We start from the raw sequence: 22,006 nt of genomic DNA, 5'->3' as shown, positions 1-22,006 counted from the left end.
GTTCTGTCAGGTGATGGCCCCTTTGTCGGGGGCGCCCGTCACACTCCGCAGGCCGGCGATGAGCTGCTCGGCCTCCTCGGCCACCTCCGTGTCCACCTCGATGTCGTACCGGGCGGGCTGCATCGTGCTGATCGAAGCGAAATCACGGCGTCCGCCCTGCAGGGCGTACAGCAGCAGCCCCAGCAGGGCGCCCACGATCGCTCCGAAGATCAGCCCGTAGAGAGCGAGCAGCAGCCCGGCGACCACCGGGTCGAGCCAGTTGAGAAGGCCGAAGATCCACCCGATGAGCGCACCCGGGAGCGCGCCGGCGGCGGCGCCGTGCAGTGCCGCCCTGCCGTAGTCCATCCGGCCGACGACCTGCTCCACCAAGCGCACGTCCTGCCCGACGATCGCGGTGCGCTCCACGGGGAATCCCTGGTCGGACAGGTGATCGACGGCGCGTTCCGCTTCGGCGTACGTCCCATAGGAAGCAACTGTCCGGCGAGGCTGATCAGTCATCGGCCTCTCCTTCGGTGTCGGTGCACGAAAGCGTCGGCGCCCGTGAGGGTTCGCAGCTACTGTTCCGTCCAGCCTGTCTCCCGAGGGGCCCTCGGTGCCTGCTCCTGCTGGGGCGAAATTCCCTCCGGCGGTCCGCCTGCGGGCACGGGGGCTACTGGGTCGCGGCCTTGTGAAGGCCTTCCGAGGGGTCGGCCCGACGGGCGTCCGGCGGTGGCTCCTGGCGGCGCCGGCCTGCGGAACGCGGGGCCGCTCGACCGCTCCCCGCCTGTGCTTCTTGGCCGGGCTCCGGCCACGGCACAGCTCGTCGGCCACCTCACAGCTCGCCAGCCGGACCGGAAGAGCGGTCATCGATCACACAGCCGGCCATGGTCGGCGAGGCTGCCGTGCCACACGCTGCCGGACCGGAGCCGACCCGCATCCGCACCCGCGCGCCCACGAAGGCGCGGGGGGCATGGCCGTCAGGATGCCGGCCCCCCCGGTCTCAGGCGGCGCTGTTCACAGCGTCGCAAGCGGGCGGCCCCGGCGCCTGCCCCTGGCAGAGCCAAGATGCGTCCGGCACTCCACCCGCGGGCGCAGGGCACGGCGCCGGAGCGGGCACGTACGGGGACCTCCTGCGCCCAGCCGGGAGTCCCGGGTACGGCCGCAGCACCCGTACCCGGGACGGTGCGCGGCTCCCTCGGAGAGATCCGCGCGACCGAGAACCCAACTCTCAGCGGGTACCGGACTCCTCGAAGTGGCTTAAAGTGTGAAAAGGCCGTCATCTCACTGCAGCCGCCTCTCGCTGCGGCTCTATGGGGATGTGAGGTGAGGGCGTGCCCCCGGACCGGCCCGCCCGGGATCGCCGTCGACGCGCCGATCTCGGTGAAAACCGCCTGGTGGAAGGCCTGAAGGCTGCCGAGGGCGCCATCGCGACGCACGACGAGCACGACGCGTCAGCGCGTCGGCCCCGAAGCTCGCTTGTGGCGGCGCATGCGCAGAGCCCGGTACAGCCGCAGCGGAAAGAGCCCCACCAGCGGGGCGCGGCGGCCGAGATCCTCACTGTCCTCATGATCGAAGGCGCGAGCGTAGCGCTGTGCGTCCTCCGCGGACGGATAACTCTTGGTTCCTCCCGCGCCGCAGCCGCGTACGCACTGCCAGCGCATGGTGTCGCCGTCGCTGGAGAAGCGAAAGCGATGGCCGAGAAGGCGGCAGCGCAGCATGGCTCACCAGCCTATTCGGAGCGAGGCATTCCGGCGTGTCCGGCCGCGCTCCGCCCCATGACCGCGAACACATGTGGGGGTTGAGAGCATGACCACCACCTCGGAGCCCCGCACCGTCACCACGCGTCTCCCGGCCCGTCTCGACCGGCTGCCCTGGTCCCGCTTCCACTGGAGAATCGTGATCGGCCTGGGCACCGTCTGGATCCTCGACGGGCTGGAAGTCACCATTGTGGGAGCCGTCGCCTCCCGCATGACGGAGCCGGGCAGCGGAATTTCCCTCACCACGGCCGACATCGGATCCGCCGCCGCCATCTACGTGGCGGGGGCGTGTATCGGCGCTCTGCTCTTCGGTCGCCTCACGGACCGGTTCGGGCGGAAGAAACTCTTCATGGTCACACTGGGCGTCTACATCCTGGCGACAGTCGCGACCGCGTTCGCCCAGCAGCCCTGGTACTTCTTCCTCTTCCGGTTCCTCACCGGCATGGGTATCGGCGGGGAGTACGCAGCGATCAACTCGGCCATCGACGAGCTGATTCCCGCCCGTAACCGGGGCCAGGTCGACCTGGCCATCAACGGCAGTTACTGGGTCGGCGCGGCGATCGGCAGCCTCGCCGCTCTGGCCTTCCTCGACACCAGCCTCTTCGCCGCCGACCTGGGCTGGCGTCTGGCCTTCGGCATCGGCGGCATCCTCGGACTGGGGATCATGCTGGTGCGCCGCCATGTCCCCGAGAGTCCACGCTGGCTGTTCATCCACGGACGGGAGAAAGAAGCCGAGCGCATCGTCGACGAGATCGAAGCGGAAGTACGGAGGGAGACCGGGCAGGAGCTTCCCGAGCCCAACGAGGCCATCACCATCCGTCAGCGTGAGGCGATCCCGTTCCGGGAGATCGCTCGAACCGCCTTCCAACGGTATCCGCGCCGGGCGATCCTCGGGCTGGCGCTGTTCGTCGGGCAGGCGTTCCTGTACAACGCGATCGTCTTCGACCTGGGAACGATGTTGAGCAACTACTTCGGCGTCGCGTCGGGCTCGGTCCCGTACTTCATGGCCATCTTCGCCGGCGCCAACTTCCTCGGCCCCCTCCTCCTCGGCCGCCTCTTCGACACGGTCGGCCGGAAACCGATGATCACCGGCACCTACATCGGCTCGGCGGCCGCGGCCGTCGTGCTCGCGATTCTGCTGATCAACGGTTCGCTGACGGCCTGGTGGTTCTTCGTCCTGGTCGCGGTGACATTCTTCGTCGCTTCCGCAGGAGCCAGTTCGGCGTATCTGACGGTGAGCGAGGTCTTCCCGATGGAGACCCGCGCCCTGTCGATCTCGCTGTTCTTCGCTGTCGGTACCGCGGTCGGCGGCATCACGGGCCCGGTGCTGTTCGGCCAGTTCATCCACAGCGGTAACGCCGATCTGGTGGCACTCGGATTCATCATCGGCGCCGCGGCCATGGTCCTCGGAGGCCTGGCGGAGGTCTTCTTCGGCGTCCGCGCCGAGCAGCAGTCCCTCGAGCACATCGCCAAGCCGCTCACCGCGGAGGAGGCCGAGGCGGACTACCTGCACCAGCCCTCCCCGCAGGCGGAACGGGAGCGGATGCGGCCGGAGGAGAGAAGGCGAGCCGATCCCGAACGCGCCGAGCGCATCGCGCGGCGCAACGCCCGCCGCCGCTCGTACGAGCGTGAGGGCCTTCGGCGGTACCGCCCCGGGACCGGCAGCTCCTTCTACTCGCCCGGCATGGTCGGCACCACCGGCCCGGCAAGCCGCACCTCGGCGATGGCCGACCAGTCCCTCGACGACGAGATCGAGCAGGTGGGCCATGCCCTGGAAGACCACAGCCCGACCAGGGAGGACGCTCTCGAGCGAGCTGTCGGCGGACGCTTCTGGGGCCCCGGCCGCTTCCGGAAAGCCCTGCACGAAGCAGTCAGGGAGTCACGTGCCGAACAACTGCCCGACGGAAGCTACCGGGCGCCCCGGCAGACGCCTGCGGGGACACAGCCCCACGGCGGGGAGAGGTGAGACCTGGCCCGGCCGGAACCCCAATGATCAATCAGACCGAATAGGCGAAGCGGGCCAACCGCAGAAGAGCATAGAAACAGCGCAAAAGGTAGGCTGTGAGTTATGCATGGCGCACAGAGCGGCGCCCGCGGGTTGGCGCGCCCGACTCGCCGTAACAGGGGGACGAGCAGCGTCCAGGGCCAGGCGCCCGTCACCGCTCCGGCCACATGGAGCCGGGAGCAGCTGGCGCATCTGTACAGACTTTTCGTTCTGGCCATGGTGATGTTCGATGGGCGTGAAGAGGCCGAGATCCTGCGCCTTGCCATGGCCACGGTGCCCCGGCTCGGACCGTGCCGGCCCGAGGCCTGCTACCTCTTGAAGGACGGACGCTTCCAGCTGGCTGCGGTCACCGACCCGAACGCCGACGGCGGGCACGCCCGGCGGGACATGGCCCGGGCGGATGAGCAGTTCACGGTACTGGGCGGGGAGGACGGGCCGGTCCGGTTCCGGGAGGACGACTGGGGGTGGGCGGTCGCGCTGCGCTGCGCCAGCGGGCTGATCGGCTACCTCGTCGTCAGTGCGGAGAGGCCGCCGTCCGACGACCAACGCTTCCTGGTTTACGCGCTTGCCCAGCCCACCGGAGCCGCCCTTTACAACGCCGACTCCCGCCGCCGCGACCGGGAGTACGCCTGGCAGACGCTCCGGGTGAAGGAGGAGCGCGAAGCTACCAACGAACGGCTCACGGCGCTGGTGGCGGAACTGGAGCAACAACGCACCGTCCATGAGGTCCTCGCCCGGACCAGCGTGGCCGAAGACGGGGAGGACGGCATCGCCCGTGCGGTGTTCCAGCTGACCGGCCTGCCGGCATGCGTCGAGGACCGCTTCGGGAACCTGCTGGCCTGGGCTGGGCCCGGCGCCCCCGCCTGCGGCAAGCCCGAACCGCTGCGGCGGGAGCAGCTCCTCCAGGAGGCCATGCGCGCGCTGAGCCCCGTCCGCGACAAGGACCGGCTCGTCGGACTGGCCCGCCACCATGGTGAGATCCTCGGAACGATCGCCCTCATCGACCCCGCCACCGAGGCAGGGGAAGCCGAGGAGTTCACTCTCGAGCACGCGTGCACCGCTCTGGCCCTCGAACTCGCCCACCGCCGCAACCTCGCGGACGTCGAACTGCGGCTGCGGCGCGAGCTGGTGAACGATCTCATCACCGGCACCGACGACAGCGCTACGTATACCCGCGCGGAAGCGGTCGGCCATGACCTGCACGGCATGCACCATGTGGCCGTCGTGCAGTGGCAGGACACGCCCGCGGACGAGCGGTTCATGCGGGCGGTCTCCCGTGCCGCCCAGGCGCTGGGCATGCGGTCGCTGCTGGCCAGACGCTCGGAGACGGCCGTTCTGATCGTCCAGGGGGAGCCGCACGGCGCGGCGCTGTACGAGGCCGTGGCCGGCGAGTTGGACTCCCGGCGGGGTGCCGTGGGCATCGGCGGTCCATGTGAGGTGACGGACGGCCTCCCCCGGTCCTTCGACCAGGCCACCCGGGCGCTGAGTGTCCGCCGGCGCTCCCAGCCACCGTACGGTGCCACCGACTTCGACCAGCTGGGCCTCTACCGCATCCTCGCCCGGGGCGACGATGGCCGCGAGGTGGAACAGTTCGTCCGCGAATGGCTCGGCCATCTCCTGGACTACGACGTCGCGCACGGAACCGATCTCGTGCCCACCCTCACCCAGTACTTCGACTGCGGTGGCAACTACGACAAGACGGCCCGCGCTCTCGCCATCCACCGCAGTACCCTGCGCTACCGGCTGCAACGCATCCATGAGGTCAGCGGCCGGAGGCTGAACGACGTCGAGAGCCGCCTCAACCTCCAAGTGGCGACCCGAATCTGGAAGGTCAGCGGATCGGCGACCCTGTGAACCGGGCTTGCGCCGGCGATCGCGGCCGGGCCCACGCCGGTCCGGCGCCATGGTGTGGTCGAGTGCGGCCAGCAGGTGGATCTTGCGGCCACCGGACCGGGCGGCGCCGCGCAGGCTCTTGCCGTCCACCGCCACCGCCCGCCGGTTCTTCGGGCCAGGTTGAGAGCACGGCGGTCGGCCAGCCAGGCGCCAACCGCCCGGTCGAGTGCATCGGCATCGAGGCGGGCCGTCACGCTCTTGCGCAGCACGTGAACGATGCCGCGCAAGGCTGCACGGTCGTCCACCGGCAGCGCCCCGGAACCGATTGAGCGGTAGCTGAGACTGGGCTCGAAGCAGTGCCCGCCACTTCACTGAAGCAGCTCTCGCCACACGGCCCGGACTGCGCTCACGGTCCGCTGCCACCATGAACGCGGAGAGGCGGCAATCGGGTTGGCCAATGCAGCTTGGACAAGCTCGCTGTCACGGATTCTTCGCATGCAATGAGGACCTGCGAGCGTGCGCCCCCTTCTCCAGCAGTGGCTCCAGCAGTACGCCAGGCCAGGAAAAACCCGGGTGCCATCACCAACCGCAGACCGGACGGCCTGTGAGGGACTGGGCGTTCGCTGTCCCGCAACGAGCGCCGAGTGTGCTGTACCAAAGTGCCAAGAAGAGTTCTTTTGTCCGGTCGCGGACGGCGAGAAGTGGTTGGCACCACTGCAGGTCAGGTGCGTTGGGCGATGCCAACTATCGATCCTGGTCACATACCGGGGAGCTCCAGGCGCCGCTCGCCTGGACGGTGGGATGACGAGCGGCCGAGGCGCTGATAGGCGTACGCGGCGGACACCAGGCTCATGTGATGGTGCCAGCCGGGAAAGGAACGCCCCTCGAAGTCGAGCAGCCCGAACCACTGAGCCATCGCGTTCACGGCGACGGCGGGGCCGGTCGCGTACGACGCCAACTTGACGGCATCCGGCAGCCGCTGAGGCGGAAGGTTCGTGATCCAGATCGCACCGGGACGGTTGTCCGTCCGCATCTCGGTGAAGAGCTGGTACGGCCGTTCCGAGGGCGAACCTGACTGCGGAGCCTGCACGTGCACCCTCATGGACTGAACGCGGGTGGGACGGCGCCCCCCGCCCGGGGCGGTGACCGTCAACGTTTCCAGCGGTTTCGCCGGGAACATGAAGCGCGCGGCAGCAGGGAGGGGTTGGCGAGCCCCAAAATTCTGACTCATCGTCACCGCCAGATTGTGTGGCACTCGGATGACGAAGGGCTGGCCACGCTGGTTGAGTCCGTTGACGAGGAGATTGACGTCCTGATCATCGCTCAAGTCCGCTACCAGGGGGGCCGACTTGACACGCGTCGCGAGAGTGTCCACCAGGCCAAGGACGTGGGCCCACGGCGGACGGTAGAGCTGCGTATCGGGAACGCGGGCGTGTTGGCGTAGGTGCGGGTCGTCGGTCCACGGCCCGGGCAGCGACAGTTCCCAGGCGACGGGTATGTACGCGGTGTCGATGCACAGGAACGCGCCATATCCAAGTTGGCAGTTCAGCGTGTGGTTGGAAGACGGGTCGTAATGACGGTGCACGCCGACCGAGCGCTCACCGCGTTTGGGCAGGAAGGCGCGACCGATGGACCACGCGTGGGCGGGGCTGTATCCTGCGGCCCAGGTGGCGAGTTCGTGCAGGACGGGCTCCCAGTTCCATGGGCTCGCGTTGACGAACTGGCGCAGTGACTGCGCTGCGGCGGGGGAGGCCGAGATGGCGCGGGCGAGGCGACGAATGGACTTCTTGCCGGGCGTGGTGAGGAGGGCTTCCACGTAGGCGTGGGCGCAGCGGCGCTGGTCGACGCGTGAGAGGTACCTGAAGATCTGCGTGCAGAACGCCCTGAGATCCGGCTCCTCAGTCAGTGGAACATGGGCGTCTAAGAGCGCGTCCAGCGTATTGAGTCCGCAGCGGTTCGCCATGCTTTCCCCGTTTTCTCGTACGTCAGGCTTCTCGTTGAGCTATATCGCGCGCGCGGTGCCCGGGAGCGCGCTCGCCAGTCGCGCGAGCCGCTCGGAGGCCGGCCATCCGGCAGGTGTCGAAGTGGCGTTGTGTCCAAGCCGATGAGGGGGAGGGGACGGACTGCCCTTCCCCGAGGATCGGCAACGAGTGGTTACTCGGAGGTCAGTTCCATGAGCTGATCGGCAGCTGTGCTGTTGCCTTGGTCGGCGAGGCGGCGGAGTTCGTCGAGGTTGCCCTGTTCAGTGGCGAGTTCGATGAGTTGGTCGGTGGCTGTGCTGTTGCCTTGGTCGGCGAGGCGGCGGAGTTTGTCGAGGTTGCCCTGTTCAGTAGCGAGCTCGATGAGCTGGTCGGTCGCGTCGGCATCGCCTTTCGCGGCTCGTTCTCGCAGCGTGGACATGTCGGAGTCGGTCATGACGCAATCTCTTCCCATGGGTCTTGCCCTGGGCTGGTCGGCCCGGGCCTGGCGTCCCCCAGCACGGGGGCCGTCTATTCGGTCGGAGCGGGCCGACTCGTCGACGCGCGAAGCTCGTCGCGATACGTGTGCCACTCTTCCAGGAGTGCGGGCAGGCGCTCGGCGAGGAATTCGGCCAGTGCGATCATCTCCTCCAGGGGCGCACGACGCTCCGGCGGGGCATCGGCGAGCAACCTCAACCCCTCGCGAAACAGCGCCGCGTGTTCCTCGTGTACGGCGGAGTCGAAGTGCCGTGGCTGCTGACTCACCGGGTTCAGGCTCACCCGGTCCACCCGCTCGCCCGCGACGCGCGTTCGCCGTGCCATCCGATAGCCCTCGAGGAGCTTGACCGCGCCGGTGATGGCACTGCGGCTGGCCAGCAGTGCTTCGCTCAGCTCGTCGATCGATCTCCTCGCGTGAGTGATGGGGTGGTGCGTCGGTCAGGTGTTCCTGGGGTCGCGCCTGTACAACTTCCTCGACCACAGGTATCCGACCAGCGCGATGCCGAGGCACCAGGCGACGCCGATGATCCAGTCGTTGCCGACCGGCCTGTCGAGGAGCAGATTGCGCAACGTGTCGGTGATCGGCGTGAAGGGCTCGTTCTCGGAGAACCAACGGAGACCGGAGGCCATCGACTCGGCCGGTACGAACGTGCTGGACAGGAACGGCAGGACCTGCAGGATCATCGGCATGTTGCTCGCCGAGTCGACGGTCTTCGCCAGCAGACCGAAGCCGACCGCCACCCAGGTGAGCGCGAAGCTCACCAGGGCCATCAGGCCGATGGCCCCGAGCCAGCCCAGAACTCCAGCGGTGGGCCGGAAGCCGACCAGCAGCGCGATGGCGATGACCACGACCATGCTGACCATCGACTGGATCACACTGCCCACGACGTGGCCGGTCAGAACCGAGGCGCGGGAGATGGCCATGGTGCGGAACCGGTTGATGATCCCCTTGGTCATGTCGACCGCGACCGCGATCGAGGTGCCCATCGCCCCCACCGTCAGGGCCAGCAGGAAGATACCGGGGGCGAGGTAGTCGACGTAGTCGATCCCCTCCGCGGCGCCGCCCAGTCCGTTGCCCATAGTGCCGCCGAAGGCGAAGACGAACAACAGCAGGAGCACGCACGGCATGACCACCGACCCGAGCAGCGTCGACGGGTTGCGGGTGGCGTGCCGCAGGTTGCGGCGCAGCATCGTGGAGGAGTCGTGCAGGGCGAGGGAGAGCGTGCTCATCGGACTGCCTCCTGCTTTCCGTTGTCCGTGGCGGGCTGAGAGGTCAGGGTGAGGAACACGTCGTCGAGGTCGGGGCTGTGCATCGACAGGCTGGATGCCGTCACGGAGACCCCGTCGAGCCTGTCGATGACGCGTCGCATCGAGCCCAGGTCGCCCTCGCTCGGCACGCGTAGGCTCAACGCCTCTTCGTCGATGTCCGAGGTCCCCAACGCCTCGGAGGCCAGGGTGAGTTGCTCCATGGTGTCGAAGGTGAGCCGGATGTCGCCGCCGGGGACGAGGCGCTTGAGCTCGGCAGGTGTGCCTTCGGCAACGAAGTTGCCGTGGTGCAGTACCGCGATCCGGTCGGCCAGTTCGTCCGCCTCTTCCAGGTACTGCGTGGTGAGGAAGACCGTGACGCCGCCGGCGACAAGGTCCCGGATGATGTCCCACATGGTGCGCCGACTGCGCGGGTCGAGACCGGTGGTCGGCTCGTCGAGGAAGATGATCCGGGGGCTGCCGACGAGGGTCATCGCCAGGTCGAGCTTGCGCCGCATGCCGCCGGAGTAGGCGCCGGCGAGCTTCTTCGCATCCTTGCCCGCCAGCTCGAAGCGCTCCAACAGTTGAGCGGTACGCTGCCGGCTCTCCTGTGGGGACAGCCGGTGCAGTTGGCACATCAGCTGTAAGTTCTCCTCGCCGGTGAGCAGCTCGTCAATCGCCGCGAACTGCCCGGTGACCCCGATCGCCCGGCGCACCGCTTCGGGCTCGCGCAGCAGGTCGTGACCGGCGACCCGCACGGTCCCGGCGTCCGGCCGGATGAGCGTGGACAGGATCTGCACCAGGGTCGTCTTGCCGGCGCCGTTCGGTCCCAGGAGCGACCAGATGCGCCCCGAGGGAACCTCGAGGTCGATTCCGTCGAGAACCAGCTTGTCACCGTACGACTTGCGCAGTCCGGTGGCCGTGATTGCGGGTGGACTGGTGGATGCCATATCTCTCTCCATTTCAAGGATGGAATGGTGCACGCGGCGCGTTCTGCTGGGTGGTTCGGGCGCCGCGAAAGGGGCGGGAGGCGTGACCGGGTCTTTGTTTCGACGACGATTCCGGAGTTCGCGCTCCGCGCGGCGACGGGGCGTCCTGTCGCCGGGACGGCATGAGCGGTGATCGCTCATTGACGCCATCATGGCGCAACCATGGCGCCATGACAATGAAGGCGCGAGGCTCTTGGCGCCATATTGGCGGGGTGTCAGGGGCTTGGCGCAGGGTGTGCCGAGCTGGCGGCCGGGCCGAAGGGAACTGGCCGATGGGTGCCTACGCGAGGCGGTCCAGGGGTTCGACCGAGGGGCGCAGGGGGATCGACGGCGGCCGCCGCGCGCGGATGACGCGGCGGCACGGGAACTGCGCCAGGTGCCTCGGCTAGCCGATCTCCGAAGGGCCGGGCCGCTGCGAGCGATGGATCATGATGTCGCCGTGTCGCGTCCTGGCCAGCGCCTTGACCATGTCCGCTTGCTGCGTGGGGCCGTCCTGGGCCTGTAGGGAGTTGCGCACGGTCCCGGTCGCGCTCCGGGCGTCGATCCAGGCCGTCGAGCCCTCGCCGATGCCGATCTCGATTTCTCCCGAGCCGGTCAGCAGGTCGACTTCGCCTGCCTTCAGGTGGCCGATCCGGATGCTGCCGCTCGAGGTCCTGGCCGTGACGCCCGGTCCGGCGCTGTCCACGAAGATGTTGCCGTCGACCGCGCTGAGGTGCAGGTCGCTGCCCGCATCGCCGATCCAGGTGTCGCCGTTGACGCCCTTGACGACGGCGCTGCCCCGGGCCCTGCGCACCCGCACCTTGCCGGACACGCCGTTGACGCTGGCGTACCCGCTCACGTCTTCGACGGTGATGTGTCCGGAGACGGTGTCGGCGTGGAGCGTGCCCACGCAGTCGAGGCGGATGTGGCCCGAAACGCTCTCGAGGCGGACCTCCTCGAGGCGGCCTTCGGCATGGACCTGCACCTTCGTCAGTTCGGCTTGCAGGTTGGAGCCGGCCGGCACTTCGATCGTCACATCGATCGAGGGGCTGTTGCCCATGATGCCGCTCAGCCAGGACGGGTCCGGCGCCTTGATCAGCAACTGGCCTGCGGTGTAGTCGACTTCGGTCTGCTCGGCCACCTTGGCGTCGGGTGCGGACGCTTCGTCGGTCGGCCGGACCTGCACGACTGTGTCGGTCCGGTCCCCGGCGATGATGGACACCTTGCCGCTGCTCATGGTGAGCGCGACGGTGATGGGTTCGGGCGTGGTGAACTCGGGCATGGTGAGCCGTCCTGTCTCGTGGTGGGTGGCGCTCAGCCGACCCAGCCGACGTAGTGGCGCGTGGGTCCCGAGCCGCGGCGGCCCGAGCGGGACGGGGTGGCGTCGGCGTCCAGCGCGGCCGTGGTGATGCGGACCAAGTAGGCGTTCAGCGAGAGCCCCTCCTTGGCGGCGGCGGCTTCGATGCGGGCCTTGAGCTGCTCGGGCGGGCGGAAATTGATGCGGCCCACGGCCCCCTCGGTGCCGCTCGGGGGAGCCTCCTCCGGGGCCGGGGCGACGTGCGGCGCGGGACCGTCCTGCGGTGGGGCGAAGTCGTTGTCGAGCGGTTCATGGAGGGTGGCGGGCGTGACCACGAAGTAGGGGTTGCGTCCGCGCAGCCGGACTTCCACCGAGCCGGGCACGAGGTCCCGGGTGATCTCGTCCGCCGCGGCCGACAGCACGTCCAGCATGGTGAGCCGGGTCGCGGACGTGACCGACGCGGTCAGCCGCTCGGCCAGCGCCATGGCGTCGCCGTCGTTGGCCCCCGCGGAGGCCAGGAGTTCTCGGTGGAGGCCGTCGACGTAGGGTGTGAGATCCATGGCGCAAGTATGGCGCCTTAGTGGCGCCATCGCAAGGCGCCGGGCGGCCGGGCGGTCGTCTGCCGGCCGGAGGCCTGGTCAGCGGGTGCCGGGTTCCAGGCTCACCCGGTGGGTTGCGATGCTCGACGGCCGGTCTGGTCCGCCCGGAATGCCGCCCGGATACCGCGGTGCTTCGGCGCGGTGCCCATCGGCTGCTCGGTGTCCTGGCGACAGGACGCCTCCGATTGCCGCACCGTCGACAGGCGCAACACCCATCTGAAAGACTCGGCCCGTATTAATTCCGGTGCGGGAATTACAGAATGAAATCCCCGGAATTCCGATTGCCTGTTGTTGACGAATCAGTTATGACGGGAGTGTCATGTCTGCGCTGGCCGAAAAGTGGGACCTGGACCGACAGCGATACTTCTGGATGTATGGCGAGGACAGGTCGTCCCGGAGAGTCGTCTTCGACGAGGCGAGCGGCATCTGGAACGTCTACGGCCATGTTGAGGCAGTGCACGTGGCGAACAACCCGCACGTCTTCTCGTCGGACACCGGACGGTTGATCCCGCAGCGGCGCGAGTTCGACGAAGGATCCATCACCCAGCTGGATCCGCCCAGGCACACCGCTTTGCGCAAGCTCATCACGCACGCCTTCACCCCCCGCGCGATCGACGAGCTCGAACCCCGGGTCCACGCCATCGTGGAGGACCTGCTGGCCAAGGTGGCCGACCGGAAGAGTTTCGACCTCATCGCCGAGCTGGCGTACCCACTGCCCATCACCGTGATAGCCGAGCTGATCGGCATACCCGCGAGCGACCACGCCTTGCTCAACGGGTGGGTCGACAAAATGATGAGCGGCACCTCGGAGTTCTCGCTCGGAGAGCGCGACGAAACCGTCGAGAACGAGGTGGAGTACGCGATGGAGCAGGTGCGCCACATCACCGAATACCTGCGGGGGCACGTCAAGGACCGGCGCTCGAATCCGCGGGAGGACCTGCTCACCAGGCTCGTCGAGGCGGAGGTCGACGGCGAGCGGTTGACCGAGAGCGAGGTGGCCAACTTCGCCAACGTGATGCTCGTCGCGGGCCACGTCACCACCACCCTGTTGCTCAGCGGAACCGTTCTCTGTCTCGACGCCCACCCGGAGGCGGATCGGAGGGTCCGTCAGGACCGGTCCCTGGTCCCTCCGCTGTTGGAGGAGTCGCTGCGCTACGTAAGCCCCATCGCGTCCATGGTGCGGGTGACCACCACCGAGACCGAAGTGGGCGGTGTGAGGATCGGGCCGGACCAAATGGTCAGCCTGTCGATCGCGACCGCCAACCGCGACGCGCGGGTCTTCGCCGATCCGCACACCTTCGACCCCGCCCGCGGGCACAACCCGCACCTGGCCTTCGGCCGGGGTGTGCACTTCTGCATCGGGGCGGCGCTGGCGAGGCGGGAGGGCCGCATTGCGATGAACGCGCTGTTCGACCGCTTTCCGGAGCTGCGATGCGACCCGGACAGCCCACCGACGTTCATGTCCAACCCCAACCTCAACGGTGCGGCCCGGCTTCCCGTCGTCGTCGGCTGACCGGCTGCTCTGGAGGACAACCCGATGAACCCGATCAGGCTCGACGCATCCTCGTACCGGACCGCGGAGCAGCTGCTGCGGCACAACCGGGGCGAGCTCGTGCTCAATGGGAGCGTCCGGCCGAGGTGGCTCGAGGACGGGGTTCGCTTCTGGTACCCGACGGACACCGTGGGCGGCCCCCGCTTCCACCTCGTCGACCCCGTGAAGGGCAGCCGGAAACCCGCCTTCGACCATGCCCGGCTCGCCACGGCACTCGCGGCGGCGTCAGGCAGCGAGGTCGATGCGGCCGAGTTGCCGTTCGGCGCGTTCGATGTGACCGGTGAGGCGGTCGAGTTCGACGCGTTCGGTGCCCGCTGGCGATGCGCGCTGGACGACTACACCTGCGTCGCCGTCGAGGGAGCGCCGCCCCGCGAACTCCTCGACGTCGTCGCGCAGGACGGCCGCCACGCGGTGTTCCGGCAGGCGTACAACATCAGGGCCCGATCGCTGGCGGACCGGCGGGAGTGGGCGCTGACCGACGACGGCTCGGTGGACCGTGACTACGGCGCCAACCCGGACTACTTCATGTACTCGACGCTGCTGGGCAAGCTCGGCATCCCGCACCTGCCGCCCGCGGTGCTGTGGTCGCCGGACTCCAGGCGCGTACTCACTCACCGGACCGACATGCGCGGTGTCCGCGAGACGCACCTCGTCGATGCCCTGCCGGCGGACGGCGGGCCGCCCATGCTGCGGTCCCAGCGGTTCGCCCACCCCGGCGACGAGCGGATGCCGCTGGCCGAGTTCGTCGTGCTGGACGTCGAATCCGGCAAGGCGGTACCTGCGCTGGCCGAACCGGTGGCGATGCCGATGATGTCACCGATCTCCCGCCGCTGGGCATGGTGGGCCGAGGACGGCTCGGCGGCGTACTACCTGAGTTCCACGCGCGACATGAAGACGCTCAGCCTGCACCGGCTGGACCCGACATCCGGCGAGGTCCGCACGGTCCTGAACGAATCGGGGCCGACCCGGGTGGAGCCGGCCCAACTGCTCGGGCAGGCACCGATGGTCAAGGTCCTCTCCGGCGGGGCGGAGGTGCTGTGGTACTCCCAGCGAGACAACTGGGGTCACCTGTACCTCTACGGGACGCGGGACGGCGAACTGCGTGCACAGGTCACGTCGGGGCAGTGGGCGGTACAGGAAGTCCTGCACGTCGACGAGGAGCGGCGTGTGGTCTACTTTCTGGCCGCCGGTCTGGTCGAGGACGACCCCTACCGCCGGACGGTCTGCCGGGCGGGCTTGGACGGTACGGGCTTCGCCACGGTCACCGACGACGACCTGGACCACGTCGTGACGGTGGCGCCGGGCGGGGACCACTTCATCGACTCGGCCTCGACCAACGCGGCCCCGCCAGTGATCACCGTGCGCGGCTGGGACGGGCGCGAACGCGTCGCGTTGGAGCGCACGGACGCGTCGCGGCTGCGCGCGACGGGGTGGAACCCGCCGGAGCGGTTCCGGGTGACGGCGGCGGACGGAGAGACCGAGATCCACGGGATGCTCTACCTTCCGCACGGCTTCGATCCGGATGAACGGTACCCGGTCGTGGACCACCCGTACGGCTTCCCGAGCGCCACCCGCGTCGTGCCCTGCTTCGACCCCGGCTATTACGGCTACGACGCCGAGGCCCTGGCTGCGCTGGGCTTCGTCGTGGTCGCCATCGACGGGCGCGGTGCGCCGGGGCGGGACAAGGCGTTCCACGACCACTCCTACGGAAGGCTCGGGGACGCGGCCGGCCTCGCCGATCACGTGGCGGCTCTGCGTGAGCTGAGTCGCAGCCGCCCGTGGATGGACCTCGACCGGGTCGGGGTGTTCGGGATGTCCTCCGGCGGGTTCGCCACCGTCCGGGCGATGCTGGACTTCCCCGAGGTGTTCAAGGCGGGCGTCGCCGAGTGCGGGGTGCACGACCTGCGCTGTGCCGAGCAGGGCGTCGCGGAGATGTACAACGGCCCGTTCGACGCGGAGAAGTACGCCGCCGCCTCGAACGTCGACATCGCGCACCGGCTCGACGGCAAGCTGCTGCTGGTCCACGGCGGCCTCGACGACAGCTTCGCGCCGCATCTGACGATGCGCCTGGTGGAGCGCCTGATCGCGGCGGACAAGGACTTCGAACTGCTCGTCGTGCCCAGCTCCGACCACGCCTTCGTCGGTTACGACCACTATCTCAACCGGCGTCGGTGGGACTTCCTGGTCCGCCACGTGAGGGGCGCCGAACCGCCACAGGGGTACCGGCTCACCCCCGTCCCGATGGACGCGGAAGCGATCGCCGGCCTGTTCGGATGAGAGGGAGACCCGTGCACACCAGGAAAGCGACGAGGGCCGACCTCTGGCTCCGCCCGTGCGGCGATGCCGTGACGCACCCCCGCCGACGGCTCGTCTGCCTGCCCCACGCCGGCGGCACCGCGAACACATACAGCTCGTGGCCCGCGTTCCTGCCGCCGGACACGGGCGTGTACGCGGCGCAGTACCCCGGCCGGCAGGACCGCTTCGGCGAGCCTCCCGCGGGCGGGATCGATGACATGGCCGAGGAGATCGCGTCGGCGGTCGAGCCATTCACCGGCGAGCCATTGGTGATCTTCGGGCACAGCATGGGTGCCTACGTCGCCTACGAGGTCGCCGCCGAACTGGAACGTCGGCATGGTCCGGTCGTCGACCTCCTCGTCGTCTCCGGTGTCACCGCTCCGCACCGCAAGCAGCCTGGCGAGGTGCACAAGCTCCCGGACGCCGAGTTCGCCGCCGAGGTCGCCCGCGACAACGAGTCGTTCGCGGCCTTGCTGGCCAACCCGGACCTGGTCGAGGTGCTGCTGCCGATGATCCGCGACGACTACCGGCTCTTCGAGATCTACCAGCCGGGCGCCCCCACCGCGGTGCGCGCACCGGTGCTCGCGACGGGCGGCGTCGAGGACCCGGACGTCGACCACGCCGGTCTCGCCTCGTGGGGCGAACTGGCCACTGGCGGGTTCGACGTCCTGAGCTTCCCGGGTGGGCACTTCTACCTGGTCCAGGACGAGGCGGCGCTGGTCGCCGCGGTCGCCGACCGGCTGCCGTCCCCGTGACCGCCGATGCGCGGGGCGAGCGCATGAGCGAGGGCCCCGACCCGGGAGGGTGCGCGGCGGCCCCCGACGACGAGGTCGTGCACCTCCCGGTCGCCGAGCTCGTGATCGAGGGCTCCCCGCGCGCGTCGGGCGAAGACGAGGAGCACGTACGGTCGTTGGTCGCCGTCGACCAGGAGCTGCCGCCGATCATCGTGCACCGCGCGACCATGCGGGTGATCGACGGAGCGCACCGCGTACGCGCCGCACGGCTGAGCGAGAAGAAGCGCATCAGGGCACGCTTTTTCGACGGCAGTGCGGAGGACGCCTTCGTGCTGGCCGTTCAGGCGAATGTCAGACACGGGCTTCCGCTGTCGTTGAAGGACCGGATCTCGGCCGCCGAACGCATTGTCGCCACACACCCGCAATGGTCGGACCGGATGATTTCGACAGCCGCCGGAATTTCCGCCCGAACCATCGCGGAAATACGTCGCAGGAGTGCGGAATCCGAGCCGTCCGGAGTCCGTATCGGACAGGACGGCCGAGCCCGGCCGGTCGACGCCGCGCGGCGGCGGAGCCTCGCGACCGCGCTGCTGACCGAGAATCCGGACCTGTCCCTGCGGCAGGTGGCCCAGGTCGCGGGGATATCGCCGGAGACCGTGCGGGCGGTCCGCAACCGGCTGCTCTACGGGCGCCGTCCGGCGCCCGCGCGCACCCTCAAACCCCCACGTCAAGAGGAAGATTGGGCGCCAAATGAGCTAGATGCTGTCCTGCGGCGGCTGGCGTCGGACCCCGCGGTCCGGCAGACCGACACCGGCCGCGTGCTGCTCCGCATCCTGCGTACGCAGGCGATGACGGCCGAGGAGTGGCAGAAGACCGTCGACAACGTGCCCCTGCACTGCGCCCAGTTGGTGGAGCAGGCGGCACGGGAATCGGCGCGAATGTGGGCCGAGGTCGCCGCGCGCATGGCGCGGAATTCTTCCCTGGCTGAGTAATCCTGCCGTCCAAATGCGGAAGTGTGGCGGTTGGACACCCCCCATCGGCCTTCTGTATCCCGGTTCCCTGCAGCTAGCATCTGGTTATTCCGCGATTCTCGACCCGCTCTCGAGGTTGGTCGCCATTCGTCGCTCTCATGCCATACGAACGGACTGCGTGATGCCGGTGGAATGCCTCCACACAATTTTCTCCGAACGTGTCCGAGCAGCACCCGACCGGATAGCCCTCTCCACCCCGGAGGGACCGGTGTCGTACGGCGAACTCGCCGCGCGGAGCGACCGGTTGGCCGGACGGTTGGCCGGGCTCGGCGTCCGGCCGGGCGTCCTCGTCGGGCTGTGCGAGCGCCGGGGCGCGGAAGCCATCGTCGCCATGCTGGGCATCCTCAAGGCCGGTGGCGCGTACGTGCCGATCGACCCGGGATATCCGGTGGCGCGGATCGACTACCTGCTCACCGACAGCGGGGTACCGATCGTGGTGGCCGCGGCGGACACCGCGGAAGTGCTGCGCGGACGCCACCCCGCCATCGTGTGGGTCGACGGGACCGAAGCCTCCGCCCAGCCCACTTCGGCGGTGCCCGTGCCGGAGGGGGAGCGGAGCGAGCCATCGGGGAGCGACCTGGCGTACGTCATCTACACCTCCGGTTCCACCGGGGCGCCGAAGGGGGTGACCGTCGAACACCGCAACGTCGTGCGGCTCTTCGAGCAGACCCGCTCCTGGTTCCACTTCGACCACCGCGACACCTGGTCGCTGTTCCACTCCATCAGCTTCGACTTCTCGGTCTGGGAGATCTGGGGCGCCCTCCTGCACGGCGGGCGGCTGGTACTCCTGCCGGAGACCGTCTCCCGCTCGCCCGAGTACCTGGTCTCGCTGCTGCGCGCGGAGCGGGTGACCGTACTGAACCAAACCCCCTCGGCCTTCCACCAGTTGCTCAGCGTGCTCTTCTCCCTCCGCAGCGGCGCTCCGGGCACGGAGGGCCTCTCCCTGCGGCTGATCATCTTCGGCGGGGAGCGGTTGGACCCGCGGATGCTCGGCCCCTGGCTCAGCCGGCACGGCGACCGCACGCCCGAACTGGTGAACATGTACGGCATCACCGAGACCACCGTGCACTGCACGTACCGTCGGATCACCGCGGCGGACGTCGCCCACGGCGACGGAACGAGCCCGATCGGTGTGCCGCTGCCCGACCTGCGCCTGTATGTGCTCGACGAGCACGGCAAACCGCTGCCGGACGGCGAGCCGGGAGAGATGCACGTCGCCGGTGCAGGGCTCGCCCGCGGCTACCTGAACCGGCCCCAACTCACCGCGGAACGGTTCGTGCCCGCGATGGCCGGGATGGACGAGGAACGCCTCTATCGCACAGGCGACCGCGCGGTGCGGCTGGCCGACGACCTGTTCTACCTCGGCCGGACGGACGACCAGTTGAAGATCCGGGGGTACCGGATCGAACCCGGCGAGATCGAGGAATGCCTCGCCCGCCTGCCGGACGTCGCGCGGGCTGTCGCCGCGCCCCGCGACTTCGGGGACGGCGACGTGCGTCTGGTCGCCTATCTGCTGCCCGTGCGCCCGGTCGACCCGGACAGGCGGGAGGCGTCCCGGCTCATCGCGGCGGCGGAACAGCACGCAAGGAACGAGCTGCCCAGACACCTGAGGCCGTCCCGCTACGAGGTCGTCCCGGAGTTCCCCATGACCCTGCAAGGAAAGGTGAACCGCAATGCGCTTGGCAAATGAATCCATCGGTGGAAAGGAGCCGACGTCATGACCGTGTCGCCCGATGCGCCCGCGACAGGAATCCGCAGGTCGGTGGAGGACACCGTCCACGCGGTGCTGGGATGGGACGCCGTCGATCCCGCCGTCGACCTGTTCGACCAGGGGATTACCTCGCTGGCCTTTATCCGCATCGTCGCCCAGCTCAACGAGAAGTACGACATCACGCTCGATGTCGCGGAACTGGAGGAGGTCAGCATCGAAGCGCTGTCCGCGCTCGTCGACACACAGACCGCCGCCAAAGACCACTGACGCAGGAGGACTTCACGATGACGAATGTGGTTCAGCAGACCTTCACGCCGACCCCGGAAGAGGTCGCCCAGTTCCACGAACGCGGCTACCTGGGCCCGTTCAAGGTCTACGAAGAGGACGAGATGCGGCGGCTGTGGCGGCGTGAGCGGCTGCGGTTGATGGACCGCAGCGGCGCCGTCTACGACGAGGGCGACGCCCAGGCCGGCAACACCAACATCGCGAACTACGACCGGCACCTCGACTCCGCCTTCCTGGCCGACCACATATGCCGGCCGGAGATCGTGGACCGGGTGGCCGGGGTGCTCGGGCCGAACGTGCTGTGCTGGCGCTCGGAGTTCTTCCCGAAGTACCCGGGTGACGAGGGCACCGACTGGCACCAGGCGGACACCTTCGCCTTCGCCTCGGGCAAGCCGCAGATCGTGTGGCCGAAGTCGGAGAAGGACTTCGGCGGCACCATCACCGTGTGGACGGCGTTCACCGAAGCCACTGAGGAGACCGGCTGCCTGCAGTTCATCCCCGGTACCCAAAGCACCATGCACTACGACGAGTCCAAGGAGATGCACTACCAGCCGGGCAAGATCAACCAGCAGGACAAGCAAGGGGTCGCCCGGGGCTTCTACGGCTACGACTACCGCCAGTTGCAGAAGGACCCCAACTGGCGCCCTCCGCAGGAGCGGGCGGTCTCCATGGTGATGCGCCCCGGCGAGGCGGTCATGTTCTGGTCCACGATGATGCACGCCTCCAAGCCGCACTCCGCGCCCGACAAGGAGATGCGGCTCGGTTTCGCCGGCCGGTACGTGCCGACGTCGGTGGCGGTGTACCCGGACACCGACGAAGTCGACGAGTACGGCGGCCGGGTGAGCCTGAGCGAGTACGGCACGGTCCTGGTCTCGGGCACCGACACGTACACCCACAACCGGCGGGTCAGCCGGACGACCAAGGGGCACGCGTTCCCCAAGCGGTGACGCCCGTCCGCCTGAGGAGGCGATCGCATGCTGGGAGCGGAAACGAGAACGGCGGTGGCCTGCCTGGTCGGGGCCGTGCTGTCGGTGAAACCGCTCGTTGAGGGGATGGCCGCGCCGGTGCGCGTGGTTCCGGTCGCCCGCAGCGCGGTCGCCTCCTCCGGCGACCTGGCCCCTGGCCAGTGGCGCGCCCTGCGGGCGCTGCTTGACAGGGTCGCCCGCAGGGCCGGAGTGACCGGACTGGTCCTCTCCGGCGAGGAGGGCTTCCACGATCTGCAGGTGTTCGAACGGGTGGTGAGTGAACGCCTGGCACTCGCCGATGTGTTGGACTCCGTGGGAGTGGTGCCGGTGGACCGACTCGCCGAGGTGGACCGGGTGGTCGCCGACGTCCTGGCGGACACCTTCGAGGCGTACGCTCCCAGGGAGACCGTCACCTCGTCGGACGGCACGCCGCTGAACGTGTACGCGGCGGGCGAGGGCGAGGAGACGGTGGTCCTGGTTCCCGCCTGCGGCATGCCGGCCGCCCTCGCGGAGAACTGGGTGCGGTTCTTCGCCCGCGACCGTCGGGTGCTCACTTGGGAGAGCCGAGGGCTGTTCGGCATCGCCGGTGACGGCAACGAGTACCCGACGGACATCCGTTCTCAGGCGGCCGACCTGTTCGCGGTGATGGACCATGACGACGCGGTGGACGCGCACGTGATCGGGCTGTGCGGAGGCGCGGCGATCGCACTGGTTGCCGCGGCCGAGCAGCCGTCGAGAATGCGCTCGCTCAGCCTGTGGCACGGCGCCTACGGGTTCGCCGAGGATTACCCGAAGACGACGCACCAGCAGGGACTGATCGAGCTCATGACCGCGGCGGCGCGCAGCAGGACCGCCGCGCAGGCCGTGCACGCCGCGTTCTGCCATGCGATACTCACCAGTACACCCGCCGACGTGGCGCACCTCGTGCTGTACCCCTACGCCAGTGCCGAACTGCTGTACCGGTACTGCCGGCTCAACCTCGAGATCACCGGCGCCGATGTGGAGCCCTACCTCGCGAAGGTGGGACCGCCCACCCTCGTGGTCACGAGCCGGGACGACGACATCGCCCACCCCGAGGGGTCGAAGCGAGTGGCCGGCGGCCTGCCCCATGGGCAGCTCAGGGTGGAGCCGCACGGCGACCACATCTCGCTGTTCACCGCGGACGATTCGCTGCTGCGCGTGGCGGAGGAGTTCATGCTCAGCGAACGTCCGGACGCCTGACAGAAGGGCTCACGGCTTGGCGGCGCGGTGGTGCGCGGCCGATTGCGGATACAGGGCCGCGGGGTCCTTGCCG

The 22,006-nt window shown here is 69.0% G+C and carries 19 protein-coding genes; 10 read left to right on the top strand and 9 right to left on the bottom strand.

Going from position 1 to position 22,006, the window contains the following annotated elements; genetic code table 11:
• Nucleotides 1-6 precede the first annotated feature (6 nt).
• Nucleotides 7-498: a general stress protein gene (locus OG735_RS03300; protein WP_327321610.1), complete on the bottom strand. Its 492-nt coding sequence runs from the start codon at nt 496-498 to the stop codon at nt 7-9.
• A gap of 932 nt (nt 499-1,430) precedes the next feature.
• On the bottom strand, nt 1,431-1,697 hold the full coding sequence (locus OG735_RS03295; RefSeq protein WP_327321609.1) for a hypothetical protein: 267 nt from the start codon (nt 1,695-1,697) through the stop codon (nt 1,431-1,433).
• 88 nt (nt 1,698-1,785) lie between these two features.
• On the opposite strand from OG735_RS03295, the gene OG735_RS03290 reads away from it, so the two are divergent.
• Nucleotides 1,786-3,702, top strand: a complete 1,917-nt coding sequence (locus OG735_RS03290) for an MFS transporter (protein ID WP_327321608.1) — start codon at nt 1,786-1,788, stop codon at nt 3,700-3,702.
• A gap of 255 nt (nt 3,703-3,957) precedes the next feature.
• Entirely contained in the window at nt 3,958-5,595 is a 1,638-nt protein-coding gene (locus OG735_RS03285) for a PucR family transcriptional regulator (protein ID WP_327321607.1), read from the top strand.
• 736 nt (nt 5,596-6,331) lie between these two features.
• Here the strand turns inward: OG735_RS03285 and OG735_RS03280 are convergent.
• From OG735_RS03280 to OG735_RS03250, 7 genes are all read right to left on the bottom strand, one after another.
• Complete coding sequence (locus OG735_RS03280) at nt 6,332-7,537, bottom strand: IS701 family transposase (protein WP_327321606.1); 1,206 nt, start codon at nt 7,535-7,537, stop codon at nt 6,332-6,334.
• Nucleotides 7,538-7,728: 191 nt separating this feature from the next.
• Nucleotides 7,729-7,989, bottom strand: coding sequence for a hypothetical protein (locus OG735_RS03275; RefSeq protein WP_327321605.1), 261 nt, complete (start codon nt 7,987-7,989; stop codon nt 7,729-7,731).
• A gap of 74 nt (nt 7,990-8,063) precedes the next feature.
• Nucleotides 8,064-8,354, bottom strand: coding sequence for a hypothetical protein (locus OG735_RS03270; RefSeq protein WP_327321604.1), 291 nt, complete (start codon nt 8,352-8,354; stop codon nt 8,064-8,066).
• Nucleotides 8,355-8,468: 114 nt separating this feature from the next.
• Complete coding sequence (locus OG735_RS03265; protein WP_327321603.1) at nt 8,469-9,260, bottom strand: ABC transporter permease; 792 nt, start codon at nt 9,258-9,260, stop codon at nt 8,469-8,471.
• Nucleotides 9,257-10,225 (bottom strand): ATP-binding cassette domain-containing protein, encoded by a 969-nt coding sequence (locus OG735_RS03260; protein ID WP_327321602.1) that lies wholly within the window; start codon nt 10,223-10,225, stop codon nt 9,257-9,259. The genes OG735_RS03265 and OG735_RS03260 overlap by 4 nt, the downstream gene beginning before the upstream one ends.
• A 424-nt stretch (nt 10,226-10,649) precedes the next feature.
• The gene (locus OG735_RS03255) at nt 10,650-11,525 is read right to left on the bottom strand and encodes a DUF4097 family beta strand repeat-containing protein (RefSeq protein ID WP_327321601.1); all 876 of its coding nucleotides are present in this window, start codon (nt 11,523-11,525) and stop codon (nt 10,650-10,652) included.
• A 32-nt stretch (nt 11,526-11,557) separates the two neighbouring features.
• Nucleotides 11,558-12,100 (bottom strand): toxin-antitoxin system HicB family antitoxin, encoded by a 543-nt coding sequence (locus tag OG735_RS03250; protein WP_327321600.1) that lies wholly within the window; start codon nt 12,098-12,100, stop codon nt 11,558-11,560.
• Nucleotides 12,101-12,458: 358 nt separating this feature from the next.
• On the opposite strand from OG735_RS03250, the gene OG735_RS03245 reads away from it, so the two are divergent.
• The 8 genes from OG735_RS03245 to OG735_RS03210 all read left to right on the top strand — a co-directional run bounded on the left by OG735_RS03245 (nt 12,459) and on the right by OG735_RS03210 (nt 21,933).
• Nucleotides 12,459-13,652: a cytochrome P450 gene (locus OG735_RS03245; protein WP_327321599.1), complete on the top strand. Its 1,194-nt coding sequence runs from the start codon at nt 12,459-12,461 to the stop codon at nt 13,650-13,652.
• Between the two features lie 24 nt (nt 13,653-13,676).
• Nucleotides 13,677-15,968, top strand: coding sequence for a S9 family peptidase (locus OG735_RS03240; protein ID WP_327321598.1), 2,292 nt, complete (start codon nt 13,677-13,679; stop codon nt 15,966-15,968).
• 11 nt (nt 15,969-15,979) lie between these two features.
• Nucleotides 15,980-16,741 carry a thioesterase II family protein gene (locus OG735_RS03235; RefSeq protein WP_327321597.1) on the top strand — a complete coding sequence of 254 codons (762 nt, stop codon included), beginning with the start codon at nt 15,980-15,982 and terminating at the stop codon, nt 16,739-16,741.
• A 23-nt stretch (nt 16,742-16,764) separates the two neighbouring features.
• Nucleotides 16,765-17,712, top strand: coding sequence for a ParB N-terminal domain-containing protein (locus OG735_RS03230; protein WP_327321596.1), 948 nt, complete (start codon nt 16,765-16,767; stop codon nt 17,710-17,712).
• Between the two features lie 160 nt (nt 17,713-17,872).
• Nucleotides 17,873-19,441, top strand: coding sequence for an amino acid adenylation domain-containing protein (locus OG735_RS03225; protein WP_327321595.1), 1,569 nt, complete (start codon nt 17,873-17,875; stop codon nt 19,439-19,441).
• Nucleotides 19,442-19,468: 27 nt separating this feature from the next.
• Complete coding sequence (locus OG735_RS03220) at nt 19,469-19,729, top strand: acyl carrier protein (RefSeq protein ID WP_327321594.1); 261 nt, start codon at nt 19,469-19,471, stop codon at nt 19,727-19,729.
• 17 nt (nt 19,730-19,746) lie between these two features.
• Nucleotides 19,747-20,694, top strand: a complete 948-nt coding sequence (locus OG735_RS03215) for a chlorinating enzyme (protein WP_327321593.1) — start codon at nt 19,747-19,749, stop codon at nt 20,692-20,694.
• Between the two features lie 27 nt (nt 20,695-20,721).
• Nucleotides 20,722-21,933: an alpha/beta fold hydrolase gene (locus OG735_RS03210; protein ID WP_327321592.1), complete on the top strand. Its 1,212-nt coding sequence runs from the start codon at nt 20,722-20,724 to the stop codon at nt 21,931-21,933.
• The last annotated feature ends 73 nt before the right edge of the window (nt 21,934-22,006 follow it).

This window comes from Streptomyces sp. NBC_01210 (genome assembly GCF_036010325.1).
Lineage (GTDB): Bacteria > Actinomycetota > Actinomycetes > Streptomycetales > Streptomycetaceae > Streptomyces.
This window is presented reverse-complemented; position numbering and strand designations above follow the sequence as displayed.

Bases quoted from the DNA above. Each gene is read 5' to 3' on its own strand.
- OG735_RS03265 (WP_327321603.1), bottom strand. From the start codon at position 9,260: ATGAGCACGCTCTCCCTCGCCCTGCACGACTCCTCCACGATGCTGCGC.
- OG735_RS03275 (WP_327321605.1), bottom strand. From the start codon at position 7,989: ATGACCGACTCCGACATGTCCACGCTGCGAGAACGAGCCGCGAAAGGC.
- OG735_RS03285 (WP_327321607.1), top strand. From the start codon at position 3,958: ATGGTGATGTTCGATGGGCGTGAAGAGGCCGAGATCCTGCGCCTTGCC.
- OG735_RS03295 (WP_327321609.1), bottom strand. From the start codon at position 1,697: ATGCTGCGCTGCCGCCTTCTCGGCCATCGCTTTCGCTTCTCCAGCGAC.
- OG735_RS03300 (WP_327321610.1), bottom strand. From the start codon at position 498: ATGACTGATCAGCCTCGCCGGACAGTTGCTTCCTATGGGACGTACGCC.
- OG735_RS03220 (WP_327321594.1), top strand. From the start codon at position 19,469: ATGACCGTGTCGCCCGATGCGCCCGCGACAGGAATCCGCAGGTCGGTG.
- OG735_RS03270 (WP_327321604.1), bottom strand. From the start codon at position 8,354: ATGGCACGGCGAACGCGCGTCGCGGGCGAGCGGGTGGACCGGGTGAGC.
- OG735_RS03280 (WP_327321606.1), bottom strand. From the start codon at position 7,537: ATGGCGAACCGCTGCGGACTCAATACGCTGGACGCGCTCTTAGACGCC.
- OG735_RS03250 (WP_327321600.1), bottom strand. From the start codon at position 12,100: ATGGATCTCACACCCTACGTCGACGGCCTCCACCGAGAACTCCTGGCC.
- OG735_RS03240 (WP_327321598.1), top strand. From the start codon at position 13,677: ATGAACCCGATCAGGCTCGACGCATCCTCGTACCGGACCGCGGAGCAG.
- OG735_RS03225 (WP_327321595.1), top strand. From the start codon at position 17,873: ATGCCGGTGGAATGCCTCCACACAATTTTCTCCGAACGTGTCCGAGCA.
- OG735_RS03215 (WP_327321593.1), top strand. From the start codon at position 19,747: ATGACGAATGTGGTTCAGCAGACCTTCACGCCGACCCCGGAAGAGGTC.
- OG735_RS03210 (WP_327321592.1), top strand. From the start codon at position 20,722: ATGCTGGGAGCGGAAACGAGAACGGCGGTGGCCTGCCTGGTCGGGGCC.
- OG735_RS03245 (WP_327321599.1), top strand. From the start codon at position 12,459: ATGTCTGCGCTGGCCGAAAAGTGGGACCTGGACCGACAGCGATACTTC.
- OG735_RS03255 (WP_327321601.1), bottom strand. From the start codon at position 11,525: ATGCCCGAGTTCACCACGCCCGAACCCATCACCGTCGCGCTCACCATG.
- OG735_RS03260 (WP_327321602.1), bottom strand. From the start codon at position 10,225: ATGGCATCCACCAGTCCACCCGCAATCACGGCCACCGGACTGCGCAAG.
- OG735_RS03230 (WP_327321596.1), top strand. From the start codon at position 16,765: ATGAGCGAGGGCCCCGACCCGGGAGGGTGCGCGGCGGCCCCCGACGAC.
- OG735_RS03290 (WP_327321608.1), top strand. From the start codon at position 1,786: ATGACCACCACCTCGGAGCCCCGCACCGTCACCACGCGTCTCCCGGCC.